This window comes from Nannocystis exedens, assembly GCF_002343915.1.
GTDB classification, from domain to species: Bacteria; Myxococcota_A; Polyangia; order Nannocystales; family Nannocystaceae; genus Nannocystis; species Nannocystis exedens.
Genome location: NZ_NETK01000001.1, coordinates 432,080 through 447,957 on the forward strand (window position 1 = coordinate 432,080; position 15,878 = coordinate 447,957).

At 72.0% G+C, this 15,878-nt stretch carries 11 protein-coding genes and 1 tRNA gene; 6 read left to right on the forward strand and 6 right to left on the reverse strand.

What is annotated here, in order from left to right; all coding sequences use genetic code 11:
• The first annotated feature begins 110 nt into the window (after nt 1-110).
• Nucleotides 111-1,586, forward strand: coding sequence for a tetratricopeptide repeat protein (locus NAEX_RS47170; protein ID WP_100793385.1), 1,476 nt, complete (start codon nt 111-113; stop codon nt 1,584-1,586).
• Nucleotides 1,587-2,420: 834 nt separating this feature from the next.
• Here the strand turns inward: NAEX_RS47170 and NAEX_RS01585 are convergent.
• The 6 genes from NAEX_RS01585 to NAEX_RS49415 form a co-directional block, all read right to left on the reverse strand.
• Nucleotides 2,421-3,200 carry an FHA domain-containing protein gene (locus tag NAEX_RS01585; protein WP_096325755.1) on the reverse strand — a complete coding sequence of 260 codons (780 nt, stop codon included), beginning with the start codon at nt 3,198-3,200 and terminating at the stop codon, nt 2,421-2,423.
• A 123-nt stretch (nt 3,201-3,323) separates the two neighbouring features.
• Nucleotides 3,324-6,908, reverse strand: a complete 3,585-nt coding sequence (locus NAEX_RS01590) for a hypothetical protein (RefSeq protein WP_096325756.1) — start codon at nt 6,906-6,908, stop codon at nt 3,324-3,326.
• A 4-nt stretch (nt 6,909-6,912) separates the two neighbouring features.
• Entirely contained in the window at nt 6,913-8,874 is a 1,962-nt protein-coding gene (locus NAEX_RS49410) for a YncE family protein (protein WP_170135366.1), read from the reverse strand.
• A gap of 30 nt (nt 8,875-8,904) precedes the next feature.
• A complete protein-coding gene (recO, locus tag NAEX_RS01600) occupies nt 8,905-9,666 on the reverse strand; it encodes a DNA repair protein RecO (RefSeq protein WP_096325757.1) in 762 nt (253 codons plus the stop codon).
• Between the two features lie 31 nt (nt 9,667-9,697).
• Nucleotides 9,698-11,056 (reverse strand): magnesium transporter, encoded by a 1,359-nt coding sequence (gene mgtE / locus NAEX_RS01605; protein WP_096325758.1) that lies wholly within the window; start codon nt 11,054-11,056, stop codon nt 9,698-9,700.
• Between the two features lie 195 nt (nt 11,057-11,251).
• Entirely contained in the window at nt 11,252-11,932 is a 681-nt protein-coding gene (locus NAEX_RS49415; RefSeq protein WP_170135367.1) for a helix-turn-helix domain-containing protein, read from the reverse strand.
• A gap of 415 nt (nt 11,933-12,347) precedes the next feature.
• Between NAEX_RS49415 and NAEX_RS01615 the strand changes: the two genes are divergently transcribed.
• The 5 genes from NAEX_RS01615 (at nt 12,348) to NAEX_RS54315 (ending at nt 15,875) form a co-directional block, all read left to right on the forward strand.
• Nucleotides 12,348-13,220, forward strand: coding sequence for a hypothetical protein (locus tag NAEX_RS01615; RefSeq protein WP_143141181.1), 873 nt, complete (start codon nt 12,348-12,350; stop codon nt 13,218-13,220).
• A gap of 47 nt (nt 13,221-13,267) precedes the next feature.
• Nucleotides 13,268-14,272, forward strand: coding sequence for a DHH family phosphoesterase (locus NAEX_RS01620; protein ID WP_096325761.1), 1,005 nt, complete (start codon nt 13,268-13,270; stop codon nt 14,270-14,272).
• A gap of 30 nt (nt 14,273-14,302) precedes the next feature.
• Entirely contained in the window at nt 14,303-14,866 is a 564-nt protein-coding gene (locus NAEX_RS01625) for a YkgJ family cysteine cluster protein (protein WP_096325762.1), read from the forward strand.
• A 143-nt stretch (nt 14,867-15,009) separates the two neighbouring features.
• Nucleotides 15,010-15,083: transfer RNA gene (locus tag NAEX_RS01630), tRNA-Met, on the forward strand.
• 267 nt (nt 15,084-15,350) lie between these two features.
• Nucleotides 15,351-15,875 carry a 2Fe-2S iron-sulfur cluster binding domain-containing protein gene (locus NAEX_RS54315; protein WP_096325763.1) on the forward strand — a complete coding sequence of 175 codons (525 nt, stop codon included), beginning with the start codon at nt 15,351-15,353 and terminating at the stop codon, nt 15,873-15,875.
• The last annotated feature ends 3 nt before the right edge of the window (nt 15,876-15,878 follow it).

A 15,878-nucleotide genomic window follows, 5' to 3' on the forward strand; every position in this document is an offset into this window, starting at 1 on the left:
CATACGCCGGCCGCGTCGACGGGCCCAAGCAATCGGCCATGCGTCCGCGGCGACCTCGTCCGCGCGAGCGCCGTCCGAACCCTGGCACACCGTGCTATACGAAGCGGACCATGTCGATCGGCGACGGGGAAGACCTCGACGACTCCGGCTTCGGCGAGACCAGCCGTTACGCGGCCCACCTCGATCGGGGGTGGTCCCTGCTCGATCGCGCCGACTACGAGGCGGCGCGGCAGTCGGCCCTGCAGGCCCAGCGGATCCGCCCCGACGCGCCCGACGCCGCGGTGCTGCTCGGCGCGATCGCACTCGCGGAGGGCGACCCCGTCGAGAGCCTGCGCTGGTACGACCAGGCGATCGAGCTCGATCCCGACTACTTCGAGCCGTACGCCGCGGCCGCGCAGATCGCCCTGTTCGACCTCGGCGACGCCGCCCGCGCCCTGCAGTTCTGCGACGACGGCCTCGGCGTCGAGTCGGTCAGCGCCATCGACGCCCTCGATCTCGAGCTGCTCGGGGCCGAGTGCCTGGTGTCGCTCGGCCGCGACGAGGAGGCCCGCGCCCGCCTCGACGCGCTGCGCGAGCACCCGTTGTTCTCCGCGATCCTGCGCGCCTCGATCGAGGCCGGCGACGCCGAGCAGGGCGAAGAGGACATGTCCCTGAGGTCATCCTCCTCGCAGGAGGACATCGAGCTCGACGGCTCGGTCAAGCGCCGCCGCCGCCGCCCGATCGCCCGCGAGGACGCCGAGGAGCAGGACGAGGACGAGGACGCCGAGGACGCGGCCGAGGCCGCCGAGGCCGCCGAGGCCGCCGTCGCCGAGCTCGACGAAGACGAGGACGGCGAGCCCCTCGACGAGGAGGAGCGCAGCGCCCAGGTCCAGCGCGTGCTGCAGTTCATCCTGCGCATGTGCCGGCTGTGGCTCGACCTCGGCGCGCCCGAGTCGGCGCTGCCGGCCCTGCGCGCCGCCGCCGAGCGCTTCCCCAACAACGGCGACGCCTGGCACCTCCTGAGCGAGGCCGAGTACGCCCGTGGCGACGCGCGCGCCGCCTGCCACGCGGCCTTGCGGGTGTACCGCCTCGACCAACAGCACGCGCCGCCGAAGTGGTTGCCGAGCCCCGCGCAGCTGCACCGCAAGGTGGTGCAGATCCTGAGCGGCTGCCCCGACGAGACGTTGCGCGAGCTGGGCCAGCGCCGCGCCGCGCTGGTGCTGCTGGTCCACGAGGTGCCGTCGCTCGAGCTGGTGCTCGAGGGGGTCGACCCCCGGATCAGCGCCCTGAGCTTGGCGACCCGCGGCGGCACCGACGACGAGCCGCCCGAGCTCACGGGCCTGGCGATCTACCGCCGCAACCTCGTGCGGCTGGCCCGCTCGGCGGAGCAGTTCGATCACGAGCTCCGCTTCGCCGTGCTCGAAGAGCTGGCCAACTTCTTCCAACTCAGCGACGCCCGCCGCGAACGCCTCGGCCTGCCGCCGCTCGCCGGCGACCTCGACTACATCGACGACGAGCCGGCGCCCCCGCCCCCGCCCGCGGTCGAGGAAGACGAGCCCGCGGCGCCGCGCCGGCGCCGGCGCAAGAAGAAGCGCATGCACTCCTGACGCTCGTCGGCCGCAGGCCCGCTGCGTCCGTGACGACGCGCGTCGGCGCTCGTCCTCCGCGTCGCACGGCACACGTCCTTGCGTCGGAAAGGACGCCGTGCGTCGTCGTCGGCGCTCGTCCTCCGCTTCACCCGCCACGCCCGCGTCGACGCGCGGACGAGGTAGCGAGTGCGTCGTCCTCCTCCGCATCGCACGTCATCCCCTCGTCGTTGCGCTGAAGAGGACGCGTCCGTCGGCGCTCGTTCTCCGCCTCGCATGCCACGCCTTCGTCGTTGCGTCGACGATGACCTGTCCGTGCGTCGTCGTTCTCCGCATCGGCTCGCGCCGCATCGGATCGCCCCGTGTCCGTCGCCGCACCGACGACGACCTGCCCGTGGTCTTCGTCGTTCTCCGCATCGGCTCGCGCCGCATCGGCTCGCCAGGTGCCCGTCGCCGCGCCGACGACGACCTGTCCGTGCGTCTTCGTCGTTCTCCGTATCGGCTCGCCAGGTGCCCGTCGCCGCGCCGACGACGACCTGCCCGTGCATCGTCGTCGACGTGTCAGCGCGTCGCCGTCGGAGCTCGTTCTCCGCATCGCATGCCACGCCCTCGTCGCTGCGTCAGAGCTGACCCATCGATCGCGCTCGAGCACCACGCGTGCTCGACGACTCGCTCGCCGCCTCGAACGCCACGCCCACCTCACGAGGGCCCTCGTCACACTCGCGACCGCGAGCCCCCGAGCGACGCCGCGCCGACGACTCGCCTTCCGCGTCGCATACCGCCGGATCGCGGCGCGGCCCCTCGCTCTCACGCCGCTCTGCTCACCCGCTCGCCAGCGTGGGCTTCCCCGAGAGTTCAGGGGCCGCCGAACGCGTCGGAGAACTCGGCGATGGTCGACATCAGCCCGCGGGGCACGTCGACGCCGTCGCGGGCCATCTCTCGCAGCGTGCGCTCGTAGTCTTCGAGGCCGGTGCCGGGGATCCGGGTGATCCGGTCGAGCGCGCCGCGGAGCTGCTCGATGATCTCGTCGGGCATGAGCCAGCCGTGGACGGCGTGCAGGCGGAACACACGGTCGAGCCACACGCCCGAGGATGACTTTTGGGCCAGGGCGATCAGGCACACCACGCACGACTTGGCGGTGGGGTGGTCGACCGGCACGCTCGAGCCCATGAGCTGATTGGTCAGCGCGAGCGCGTAGCGCTCGGCCTCCTTGATCTTGCCCATGTTGAGGCTCTTCTGGACCAACTGGCTGATCAGCGAGGGGAACTGGGTCTCCTCGTGCGGGCCGATGGTCTTGCGCAGGCTGTCCATCGGATCGTCGACGGGGGCCTGGCTGGCGTCGCTGATGATGGCGATGATCTCGCGGCCGATCTTCAGGTTGTCGCCGTGGACGAGCTGCGTCTTGACGCGGCCCGGCAGGCGCTGACCGTTGAGGAACGTGCCGTTGCTGCTGTCGAGGTCCTCGACCTGCAGCTCGCTCGCGGACACGTGCAGGCGCGCGTGGTAGCGCGAGGTCAGGTCGTCGTCGAGCGTGAAGAAGCAATCGCTCATGCGCCCGACCAGGTGGGACCCAGTGGGGAGGGACAAGGTGCGCCCCCCGAACTTGATCTTGAACTGCGGCACCGCGGCGCCCATGGTAACGCAAGTGCCGGGGCGCCCCCAAGCCTCACCGCGCTGCTCCGTGCCCCCAGGCCCCGCTGCGGGATCGGCGGGAGTCCCGCCCTCCCCTGCTCGCGGGAGCCGCCGAGGCCGGCGTTCCTAGCGGACCAAGAACCTGACGTCGGGTTGAACCTGGCCGCCGGCGAGGGTCACGCGGACGACCTGGCCGCGCGTCGTCCCACCTGCGCTGTCGACCACGAACACGGTCGACAGCTCGGGCGCGTTAACGATCCGGGTCGGGCCGGTCAGCGTTACGCTGGCCGTGACCACGTTCGCGTCATAGGGCGCATACCCCGCTTTTGTCCCGAACGCCTCGCGGGCGCGGCCGGGGATCCGCGAGCGCTTGAACTCGGCGAACTCGGCCGGCCAAAGCGCGTCGTCGGTGCCCGGGATCGGCGCAGCGAGGTCGAGCAGGCTCGTCAGGTCGAGCACGATGCTCATCATCGGGTTGCTGTAGCGGATCGCCGGGACCGGGCGCTGACCGTCGTCGGCCGGGCCGTACTTGAAGAAGTGGTAGATCGCGTTCGGCGTGTTGCCGTCCAGCGCCGCCGGTCGCTCGACATCGATGAAGCAGGGGTTCGGCGCCCCCCCGTCCGGCCGCTCGTCGCCCGCCGGGCAGCTGGGGATCGGCCACAGCGCGTTCTGCCGCGTGTCGGCCTCGTCCGCGCCGAGGCGGATCCGGCTGGTCAGCAGGTTCGAGACCTCGGGATCCTCGTAGCACTCGCTCGACTCCGGGTCGGCCTTCACCTTCTGCGGCAGGAAGTCGTACGGCCCGCGGACGATGAAGCTGTTGCGCGCGAGCACCTGGTAGCGGATGAGCTCGCGGAAGCACTCGGGGCCCGGGAGCGGCGTCAGGGCGCAGTCCTCGTCGGGGCCGCACGGGCGCTTGCACAGGCCGTCGAGGCACAGCGGATACTCGGGGTTCTGCGCGGCGCAGTCGGCGTGGGTGTTGCAGCCGTTGTCGGGCTGCTCCGGCGCGCAGGACAGGCGCTCTTCGCACTCGATGAAGCCGGGGTCGCCGATGAACTCGTAGTCCGGCGAGCAGCACGGGAGGGCTCCGTCCTGGCCGCAGTTCGGCTCGTCGCTGGCGCGGGCACAGGTCGGCTCGCCGTCGACGGTGCGACCGACGACGTGGTCGCCGCGGCACAGCGCCGCGCGCTCGTCGTCGGTGACCGGCGTCGACGCGACGGTCCCCTCCGGCCGCATCATCACGTACGAGTCGACCGGCCGGTCGAGCACCTGCAGCCACAGCTCCTGCTGGAACGCGCGGGTGATCGCCCACTCGCGCCGCGCCGCCCCGCAGTCGTCGCGCAAAAACGGCCGGCACATCTGCAGCAGCTCCTCGCGCGAGGCCCCGTACGACACCTCCGACACGCACAGGCCGGGCGAGCCCGCCGGCGCTTGCGGGTCGAGCAGGCAGTACTGCCCGGCGCCGCAGTCGGGGTCCTGGTTGCAGCCGAGGATGAACAGCTTGTCGCCGCCGAGCACGCCGCGCTCGCAGAACTGAGCCGTCTTGTCGACCAGGCGAGTGTCACCCGCGGTGGTGCTGAGGCAGGTGCCGCCGGCCCAGCCCGGCTCCTCGCACATCAGCTGGCCGCTCGAGCTCGTGGTGCCGGGGATCTCGCCCTCCCAGAACAGGTTCCACGTCCCGCTCGCCCACGCCGAGTAGTCGCGCACCACGGCGCGGACGACGTCGTTCTCGTAGAGGCCGGACGCCATGACGTCGTCCTCTTCCTCGGTCTTGGCCAGGCGGTCCTGCTCGCGCTCCGACACCGGCGGCGACAGGGCCGGCCCGATCTGCTCGCAGTATCCCGACGCCTCCCCCTCGGCCTTGAGGCAGCGGACGTCGTCGCAGTCGTTGTCGTCCTCGCAGGCCACGCGCGTCTGATAGGCGCGGTCGATCCGCCGCAGGCTCGGCGCCAGCGTGCGCGTCACCGTGGGCTCGGCGATCCCGTTGGGCAGCAGGCGCTCGGGGACCTTGTCCTCCATCCGGGGCAGCGCCTCGATCGTGGTGGTCGGCAGCGTCGGGTCGACGTTCGGCCACAGCGAGTGCGGCGGGATCTGGGCGTCCATGATCCCGAGGTAGTCGTACGCGGTGCTGATCCGGCGATCGTCCTGAAACTGGTCGAACACGCCGAAGACCAGGCGACCGAAGCTGGTCGAGGCCACGCCGACCACGCCCGGCCCGGTGAACGGCGACGAGATCGCGCGGCCCTCGGCCGAGGCCTCGGCAGTGTCGGCGCTGGCCGACGGGCAGCGGTCGAAGCTACCGTCGGCGGCCGACACCTCCGTCGGGCTGTACCACTTCTGGAACGTCCAGTCGGTGATGAGCGAGCCGTTGGGCCCGCGGATCCCCGGCCCGCGCGCGAACGGCTTGCGGTCGGGCGGATTTTCGCCCGGGAACTCGGCCGGGTGGCAGGCCGCCGCCGTCACCACCGTGGGGTCGACCTGCGTGTCGCACTCGCTCCCGAGCTCGGTGCGGTTGGCGCTGAACTCGCGCCGCACCACGCGGGTCGAGCCGTCGCCGGCGATCACGTAGAGGAACTGGTAGGGCTCCGGATCGGGGTCGGGGCCGCTCGCCATCAACATCGGCGGCGTCGGTCGGATCGCCGAGATGCCCTGCGCCGCCGTCAACTCGAACTCGAGCGGATCGTCGGTCCACGTCTTGCCGTCGTAGCGGAGCTCGTAGATGTTGTCGGACCCGAGCCCGCCGACGTACAGCGACGTGTCCTCGACCGCGAGGTCGGCCAAGTCGACGCAGCCGGTCTTATCCGCCGGCGGGGTCACGAGCGCCATCGCCAGCGGGTACATGCCGTCGGGGTCGCCGGGCGGCGCGCTGGCCAGCGCCTCGGCGTAGTCGGGATCCTCGAACTGCTCGGCGCAGTCGATCGGGCACAGCGGGTCGGCGCCGGTGTCGACCACCGTGATCGCGCCGTTGTTCGGGTCGCGCACGAACTGACGGCTCTGGAGGATCCGCTGCGTCCGCAGGTCGACCTCCGCGATCAGCTGGCACGACGGGAACGTGACGTACACGCTGCCCGGGTTGGCCGGGTCGCAGCCCAGCCGCGGATCGCCGGTGTTGCTCAGGTCCGGCGGCACCGCCAGCACCTGCCCCGGCCGCGCGCCGAGGGGCGTGCCGTCGGCCCGCCGCGGCACCACCGTCGACACGTACGCCGCCGGATCTTCCTCGGGCGGCTCCTCGAAGGCGTACGACGCCAGGCCGGAGACGTCGAGCACGCTGAGGTCGCAACTCCCGAGGTTGCCGGACACCGCGAAGCAGCCCGCCTGCAGGCCGGTCGTGACCGTCATGCTCGAGGGCACCTCGCCGGCGCTGATCAGCTGGGGCCCGGGCGCGCTGATGTTCATGTCGATGACCGAGCCGGCGCAGCGGCTGAACATCGCGATGTCGTTGCGCTCCGAGTTGGCGACGAAGCCGACGAGCCGCAGGTCGCCGCACACCGACTCGGACACCGCGTCGGAGCACAGCTCGAGCGACTGCGGCACGAGGTCTCCGTTCGTCTCCCGTCGTACGCACGCGAGCGCGACGTCCAGCGGGCGGTCGAGCACGCGGTTGGGGATGACCTGGTTCTGGCGGTTCTGGCAGCTCGTCGCGCCCGCGGCGAGCACGACGAGCGCGGCGAGGGCCGAGAGGTTCTCACGCGTGGTGACGGGGCGGCGGGTCATCGGGCTAGCGCTTGTAGGGCGTTTGCAGGCCGACGCGGGCGATCTCGGCGAAGCGCGTCGGGCGGTCGCGGGCGATGTCGATGACGCTGACGGTCGCGTCGAGGGTGTTGCCGACGTAGAGCAGCTCGCGCGCCCGATCGACCACGATCGGGTGCGGGCCGGCGCCGGTGGCCACGTTGGCGACCACGCGGAAGCCGGACAGGTCGATGATGAACACCTCGCCGGGCGTCGGGCACGACACCGCCGCGTACTCGTTGGCGCCGTCCTCGAACAGCGCCATCCGGCTCGGCCCGCTGCACAGCTCGACCAGCCCGGCCGACTCGTCGCGCGTCTCGCCGCGCTCGTCGACGCTGGTGTCGACGAACAGCAGCGCGCCCGGGCTGCTCTGCACCGCGAACAGGCGCCGACCGTCGCGCGAGAAGGCGACGTCGCCCATCTGCCCCGACCCTTGCGGCACCGTGAAGCCGACCGCCGACGTGAACCCGGCCGAGAAGATCTGCGGCGTGCACAGCAACGCCCCCGGCTCGCCCGCCTGCACCGGCTCGGGCGCGTCGATGCGGTTGCCCTCCTGGTCGATCGGGTTGCCCTCGTCGTCGAGCCGCGGGTCGCCGATGCACACCTGGTCCGCCGTCGGCAGCGCCTCGTCCGGGGTCAGCCGCGCGAAGAACAGGCCGGTGCGGAAGCTGCTGTAGATCAGGGGGCGCCCGCAGTCGACCGGCTCGCCCTCGGCGTCGGTCGGCACCTTCGTCACGTTCGGCACCTCGGAGCTGCCGGGCACACATGGCCTTTCGGCCATGCCCCACCCGCCGCCGCCGAGCGAGTCGCCGATCAGGAACACCGACCGCGCGTCGACGATCATCGGCTTCGTCCCCGGCGGCACCGGCTCGGGCTCGGGCGCCGCGCCGGTCGTCGTCGACGTCGCGTCCGTCGTGCTCGTCGTGCTCGTCGCATCCGTCGTGCTCGTCGCGTCCGTCGTGCTCGTCGCGTCCGTCGTGCTCGTCGCGTCCGTCGTGCTCGTCGCGTCCGTCGTGCTCGACGTCGTGTCGGGCTCACCGGTCGTCTCGTCCGGGTTGGCCGGGAGCTGCCCGCCGACCGGGAACGCCAGGTCGATCAGCACCACCTCGGGCGTGGTCGCGAACGTCACGAGCGCCCAGTTGCGCAGCTTCGACACCAGGATGTTCGACGGCTCGGGCCCGATGCGGGCGTTGTTGTTGTCGTCGAACGGGTAGCGCAGCGCGTGCGCGTCCTTGCCGGAGCGGGCGCAGCGGCCTTCGTCGAACAGGTCGGTGGTGCCCTGCCCGCACTCGAACTTCAAGTCGGTCGGCGCCAGCGGCTTCTTCGGGTCGAACGGCTTCATGCCGCCCGAGAGCTCGACCCACGTCACGCTCGGGTCGGCCTTCACCGTCGCCAGCAGCAGCGCCTCCTCGGCGCTGCGGCTCCACCCGGCCAGCGCCGTGATGAAGCTGCCCATGCGCACCGACAGCGGCTTGTCGGCGACGCCGTCCTCGTCGCTGTCGCCGATGCGGGCGATGACCTGCGTGTCCTCGCACTCGATCACCTGCGGGCGGAAGGCGGCGTGGCGACACGGCGTCTCGGCGTCGAGCGGCGCGCCGATGTCCTGGACGGTCTCCCGGATCCCGCAAGGATCCGCCTTGGCGGCGGCGCTGCAGGTGTTGTCGTCGATCTTGTGCAGGCAGAGCTGCGGGCAGTTCATCCACGCGTGGAAGAACCTGTCGAGATCGACGGCCACCAGCGAGCCGGCGTTGTAGGCCAGGTTGCTGTTGGCGTTGGCGACGAACAACCACCGCGCCGGGTCGTCCTCGGGGATCCGCGGGTCGAGCGTCAGCGCCGCCGGGAAGTAGATCCCGGCGTTCTCGGCCGAGATGCCCTGATTGCGCCGCTCACAAGCGCTCAGCGCGGCGAGCACCGCCAGCGCACACGCGAACGCAGACTTGGGGCGCGACATCGGCGGGACCCTAACACAGCCGCGCGGCACCTACACCCCCTCCGCGCCGGCGTCGCGCGGCAGCGCCGCGAAGAACGCCTGCGCGTGCAGCGGACGCCGCAAGTGTGAGCGGACGATCGACTGGATCGCGTCGCGCACCGCCCGGCGCAGCGCGGCCGGGGCGGAGGCCAGGTCGGCCGGCTCGCCGCCCGACTCGAGGTGCTGGATCGCCGCGAGCGCGGCCGTCGGCAGCCGCGGCGCCCCGCGCTCGTGCTCCAGGCACAGCACCCCGCCGCGCGGCCCGTCGAACGCCGCGCTGCCGTCGCCCCCGACCTCCGAGCCGCACACGCAGCAGCTCGTCAGGGCCGGCGACAGCCCGAGGCAGCGCAGCAGCGCCAGCTCGTACTGCCGCAGGTGCAGCGCCTGGGGCGCCCCGCCGATGACCTGCTCGAGCGCGAGGCACAGGGCCGCGAACAGCTCCGGGTCGGGGTGCCGCGCGAGCACCAATTCGTCGGTGAGCTCGCACAGATAGGCGACGTAGGCGAAGCGGGTCAGGTCGGCGCCGACCGGCGCGTGCGCGGCGGTCGCGTCGAAGCTCTCGAGCCGCAGCAGCGCCCCGCGCCCGCGGGCGATCGCCGCTACCCCGCGCATCCCTGGCGACAGCCCGCCGGCGAACCGCTTCTTCGAGTTGCGGGCCCGCGCCGCCGCCGTCTCGAGCTTGCCTTGCTCCGGCGTCAGCACGATCGCGAGCAGGTCCGCCTCGCCGAGCGGGCGCGTACGGAGGATGACGGCGGGCGTGGACTGCGACTGCATGCGCGCGGGGGACCGGTGACTACCACCTCGCCTAGCCGGAGATTCCGAGCAACACGGTCGCCAGCCAGAAGTAGAAGAGGAGCCCCAGGATGTCGACGGACGTGGTCACGAACGGCCCGGTCGCCACCGCCGGGTCGATGTTGAGCCGGTTCATGAGCAGGGGCACGCTGGTGCCGACCGCCGCGGCGATCATCATGCTGCCCATCATCCCGAGGGTGATGACCGCGCCGAGGTGGATCGGGTCGCTGCTGGTCGCGCCGAGGAACGGCGCCGCGACCGCGATCCCGGCCCCGTAGAGCGCGCCGAGCGACGCGCCGAGAGCCACCTCGCGGAGCACCAGGCGGCCGAGGCGATTGGTCTCGACGTAGCCGACTGCCAGGCCGCGAACGACGATCGTCGAGCTCTGGGTGCCGACGTTGCCGCCCATCCCGGCGACCACCGGCATGAACAGCGCCAGCGCCGGCACCGCCTGCAACGCCCCCTCGAACCCCTGCAGCGAGGCCGCGACCAGCAGCCCGCCCGCCGCCGCCGCCAGCAGCCAGGGCATGCGCGCGCGGAAGCTGGCCGCGAAGCTGCGGGTGTCGACGAGCATCTGTCCGGCGCCCGCCATCTTCAGGATGTCCTCCGTCGCCTCCTCGCGGACGACGTCGAGGATGTCGTCGATCGTGACCACCCCGAGCAGGCGCCGTTGATCGTCGACCACCGGGATGGCGACCAGGTCGTAGCGACTCGCCAGCTCCGCCACTTTCTCCTGATCCGTCTCGGCCGTCACCGACACCAACTCGGTGGTCATCACCGCGTGGATCGGCATGTCCGGCTTGCTGCGCACCAGCTGCCGCAGCCCGATCACCCCCACCAGGCGATCGTGCTCGTCGACGACATAGAGGTAGTGGACGTGCTGCGGCAGGTCGTCCGCCGTCTGCACCATCCGGGTGGCCTCCGCGATCGTCACGTCGTGGTGGATCGAGAAGACGTCGGGCGACATGATGCCGCCGGCCGTGCGCTCCCCGTACGCCAGCAGCTCTTCGAGCGCGTGCGCGTCCTCGACGTCGTAGTGCGCCAGGATCTCGCGCAGCTTGGCCTCGTCGACGCGGCCCAGGATGTCGGCCGCGTCATCCTCCTGGAGGTCCTCGAGCAGCCCCGCCGCCTCTTCCGGCGCCCGTCGGTTGATCAGCTCCGCCGCCACCTCGTAACGCATCGCCGCCAGCACTTGCGGCCGTCGCTCGGCGGGCAGCGCCTGGAACACCAGGTCCTGTTCGTGCGGCTCGAAGTTGTCGAGGTACGCCGCGACTTGCACTGCATCGAGCCGCGCGAGCGCCCGTGCGACCCGCCGCGGATCGCCCGCGTGGACCAGCCGCGCCAGATCGTTTTGGTTGAGCGCCGGCGTCATGCGGGCGCCACTATACGCGCCCGACCGCGAGCAGGCGCCAATCCGTGCCCAAACAGCCCGCCACGGCCCCTCGCGTCGATTCCACCGTCATGCGCCGGAGTTCGCGCGACCCCCTCGAGCGATCTCTCGTCCCTTCCTTTAATAAGGAGGGCCGATCGCGAGGGAGGCCGACGACGCGGAAGGCAGCCGCGAGCTTCAAGAGTGCGGCGGGGTCACCTGTCCGCCGGACAGCGCGAAGGCCGTCACGGCGATGACCGCGATCACCAGGCACACCGCGATCCACATCAGCGTGCGGCTCTGCGGGATCCGGTTGAGCGCGCGCAGCATGTCGAGCGACTGGGCGCCGACGCGATAGACCGCCTGCAACGCCGCGTTGGGGTTGGGCTCCGCGGCCGCCGCTGGGGCCGCCGCCAGCGCCGCCGGACGGTTGGCGGACTCGGTGGCCGGCTTCGACTTCGCTCCCTCGGCGCGAGCCGGCTTGCGCGGCCCGTTGACGGCCTGGACCGGCGCGGAGGCCCGCTGAGCCGCGTGCGGCGGGCGACGCGTCGTCCGCTGCGCGGACGCCTTCTGGGCCTGCAGGTGGTCTTGGAGCAACCCGGCGACGGTGTCCGGGTCGAGGCTCAGCGAGCGCGCGCAGCAGCGGAAGAACCCGCGGACGAACACCGGACCGGGCAACGCGCTGAACCGATCTTCTTCGAGCGCTTCGAGGCTGGGGCGAGGGATCTTGGTCTCGAGCGCCAGTTGCTCGACGCTTATTCCGCGGCGCTGTCGCGCTTCCCGGATGTAACGGCCCGGCGACGGCGGTCCCTCATGCACCTCGGCGCCCTCGGTGGGTTGGGTGCTGACGATCCGGAGGCGGCCCGTGGGAACTCGCATGCGCGCACATTCTGAGATCAAGCCGCGTTCGGCGGCAACCCCCCGGGCAAGCATTTTCACACCGAGGCCTACCTCCACGCGAGATTCCGGCGCAACCGTCGCCAACGGCCCCAACAGGCGAATTCGTGCCTGTACGCGGCCGAGCCGGGCAATTCTCGCGGCCCTACACGGTGTTTTTCCTGTCCGCGACAGGCGATCTCGCCCTTGGCGTGCGTCACCCCGGCAGCGACCGAGCCGACGCTGCGAGGGAACCCGCGGCGACCTCTGCAAAACCCCCGCACGATCGCCCGTGCGCCACGATCGGCCTCTGCGCCGATTCAACTCCGCGCCCGCCGATGTGCTCGTGGTCCCGTTGTGACGCGGACACATCGCCGTCGCACTGGTCCCCCCTCGCCCCCCTCGCTATGATCAGAACGTGGATAACGTAGCCCTGTTTGCGCTTGTGCACGGCAATCCGGATGGTCGTGGAGTCACGGCGAATTGGCTGGCCGGAGTGCTGTCGCGCTGCTGCGAAGGCCACGGCTTCATGGCCGACGACGGGGCCGCAGCCGACCCCGCGCTCGTCCGGGCCTGGAGCGTCGGCGGCGTGCAGGGCAGCGAGACCCTCGTGCAGTCGCGACCCGTGGTCCGCGAGCTGCGCGCCGACTTCATCGCCGATTTCTTGCGCGCCCCGAGCCAGACCACCCTCGCCGCCCACGCCGTCGCGTCTTCGGGACATGGCGCGGAGGACATCCCCGTCCCGCGCCTCGGCCTGGCTCGGTTCCAGCGCTGGCTCGGCGTGCGGGCCGAGGGCGCCCTGACCGCGGACGAGCGCGACGACGCCGTCCGCGACCGCCTCAAGGCGAGCCTGCCCGACTTCCTGCAGCGCGCCCTCAGCCACTCGGGCGACCGCGAATTGGTCGTCTTCGGCTTCCTCGCCGCCCTCCACGCGAGCGGCGACCTGAACAAGCCCTACGTCGCCCCGCCGCAAATCCGCCGCGCCCTCGCCGGCCTCGACGAGCTGCTCGGCCACCCGGCCCGGCTCAATTTGTTCGTCTGCGACGGCCGGACTCTCGGCGTCATCCACCGCGGCGGCCGCCTGCTCCTCGTCGACGCCCCCGTCCCGTCCGGCGCGCGCCGGGCCATGGCTCACGGCCCCGAGTCGCGGGTCCAGGCCTCCTTGCTGATCCACGACGACGGCCCGGCGGACCTGCCGCCCGCGCCGGAGGGCGCCGAGCTGCGCCGCCTGCCCGAGGGGATCTTCACGCTCCACGCGCGCCAGCCTGGTCAGGTCGAGCGCGACGAATAGCCGCTTTGGAGACGGCGCCGGACGCCCCCGGTATAAGGAGCGTCCGCATGGCGGTTCATATCCTCCATCACGGCTGGTGCTTCGACGGCGCCGCCTCGGCCGCCCTGTTCGCCGCCTTCGACCGGCAGCGACACGGCCCCCGGCCATGCCGCCTGATCCCCAAGGATCACCGCCCCGGCGATCCCTACGACCCCGAGGACTTCGACGCCGACGAGGTGGCCAGCGTCGACTTCCGCTACAGCCAGCACCCGCGGCTCGCCTGGTACTTCGACCACCACGCCAGCGCCTTCCAGCTCCCCGGCGACCGCGAACATTTCCTCGCCGACGGCAGCGGCCAGAAGTTCCACGACCCGACCGCGAGCAGCTGCGCCGGGTACCTCGCCCGGATCTTGCGCGAGCGGTTCGCCTGCGACCTCTCGGCCCACGGGGAGCTGATCCGCTGGGCCGAGATCATCGACAGCGCCGCCTTCCCCGACCCGCGCATGCCGGTCGAGCTCACCGAACCGGCGCTGCTGCTCATGACCTTCGTCGAGAACAACCACGACCTCGAGCTCGGCGAGCGCTTCATCCACGACCTCCTCGCCTGCTCGCTCGCCGAGCTGGCCGCCGCCGAGTACGTCCAGCGGCTCCTGCGGCCGCGCCTCGAGCAGAACCGCCACGACATCCGCCTGATCGGCGAGACCGCGGTGGTCGACGGCGACGTCCTTCATTACAGCCTGCTCGACCAGCCGGTCCGCGCTTACAACAAGTTCATCCCCTACTATCACCACCCGCGGATCCGCTACGTCGTCGCGCTCACCCGCGGCGCCGATCGCCGGATCAAGCTGACCGCCGGTTACAACCCCTGGCTCCCGCGTGAAGGTCGCGAGCACAGCATGGCCGCGCTGCTCGAGCCGCACGGCGGCGGCGGTCACCCGTACGTCGCCGGTTGCAGCTTCGCCGCCGACGACGAGGACCGCGCCGTCGCCGTCCAGCGCGCAATTACCGCCGTCCTCCGCGGCAGCCGGGCACCCGGACCCTCCGCAGCCCGTCGCACGCATTCCGACGCCTGAGCCCGCGGCCTCTGGTATCCCGTCGCCTGCGTGAGCGACCCCGACCGACCTGCCCTCGCGGCCATCCTCGTCCAGCTCCGCGGCCGCGTCGACGCCCACTTCGCCGCCGCCCAGGCGCGCATGCCCGAGGCGTTCGCCTGCCGGGCGGGCTGCGACAGCTGCTGCCACCAGCGCTTCGGCGTGTACGCCGCCGAGGCCGAGCCGATCCGGAGGGCGCTGGCCGACCTGGCCGTCCGGACACCTGTCCTTCGCAACAGGATCCGAGAGCAAGCCGACGATCCGGCTCATCGGCACCACTGCGCTCTCCTCGTCGACGGCGCCTGCGCCGTCTACGCCGAACGGCCGATGATCTGCCGCTCGCACGGCCTGCCGATCGCCGTCGCCGACCCCGCGCCGCGCGTCGACCACTGCCCCCTGAACTTCACTTCCGGGCCGCCGCCCCGCGAGAGCGTCCTGCGCCTCGACGCCGTCAACCAGCCGCTCGCCGTGCTGGCCACGCTCTGGGACCGCGCCGAGGGCCAGGGAGATCGCTCCCCCGTTCGCGTCGACCTGGCCGACCTCGCCCGCGAGCCCGATCCGCCGACAAACCCCTGATCCGGCGGCCGGAACCCCTCTTCAGCGCCCGGCCGCCCCGCGCGCCGCCCGGGCCTCGCCCCTTCGCCCGTCGACAATCGTGCGCGGCCCTGCAAAAAGTCGTTGACGCGCGTCCGGCAGAGAAGTAAAAGCAAGTCCCTCGCTGCGGGGTGGAGCAGCCAGGTAGCTCGCCGGGCTCATAACCCGGAGGTCATGGGTTCAAATCCCGTCCCCGCTACTCTTAAGAAGGGCCCGTTCGCAAGAACGGGCCCTTCGTTTTTTTACGCCTCCAGCCGCGCCGACGCGCCTGCATCGACAGCGAGCCGAGCAGCCGTCGCTCGTGACCGCGGCGAGCGCTGACGGAGCGCAGTGCACTCCGCGGCAGAGCGGAGGGGGTCGGGAACTGCGCGGCCCGAGTGACGCGTCGACGGCACGATCTCGGGCTTCGCGCCTCACCCGCGAGGGCCCAGGCCGCCCGTGATTTTCACCCGCTCGCGCGGCGAGAATGGGCCTTCCTCGAGCGAGCCCTCGCGAGCCCTCGCGCCCGCCTCTCGCGCCTCGCTCCGCTCGCGCCCGGGGCCGCCCGCGATTTTCACCCGCTCGCGTAGCGAGATTGGGCCACACTGGTTCGGGCGTGGCGATCGAGTTTCTCACCGCGGCGCGGCGGATCGTCCTCGACGTCGCCGACATCGTCGCGGACGACGGCGATCGGCCGCCGACGCTGCTCGACGCCGTGCGGGCGGCCCGGTTGCCGCTCGGACAGAGCTGCCGCGGCGAGGGGGTCTGTCGCAGTTGCGCCGTCGACGTCGAGGTCGGGCTCGCGGCGCTCCCGCAGCCGAGCGCCCTCGAGGTGCGATTCGGTTTCACCGGCGCGCGCCGGCTCGCGTGTCAGGTCGCGCTCCCTGCGGCGCAGGAGCTCGTCCGGCTCCATCATTCCGCCTGGGGCCGTCCGCCCGCGTCGTCCGGGGGCTCAACTTCTGCGCCGTTGTCCGGCCCTGGTGGGGCCGTGGATGATAGGCTAGAGCCCTGAATC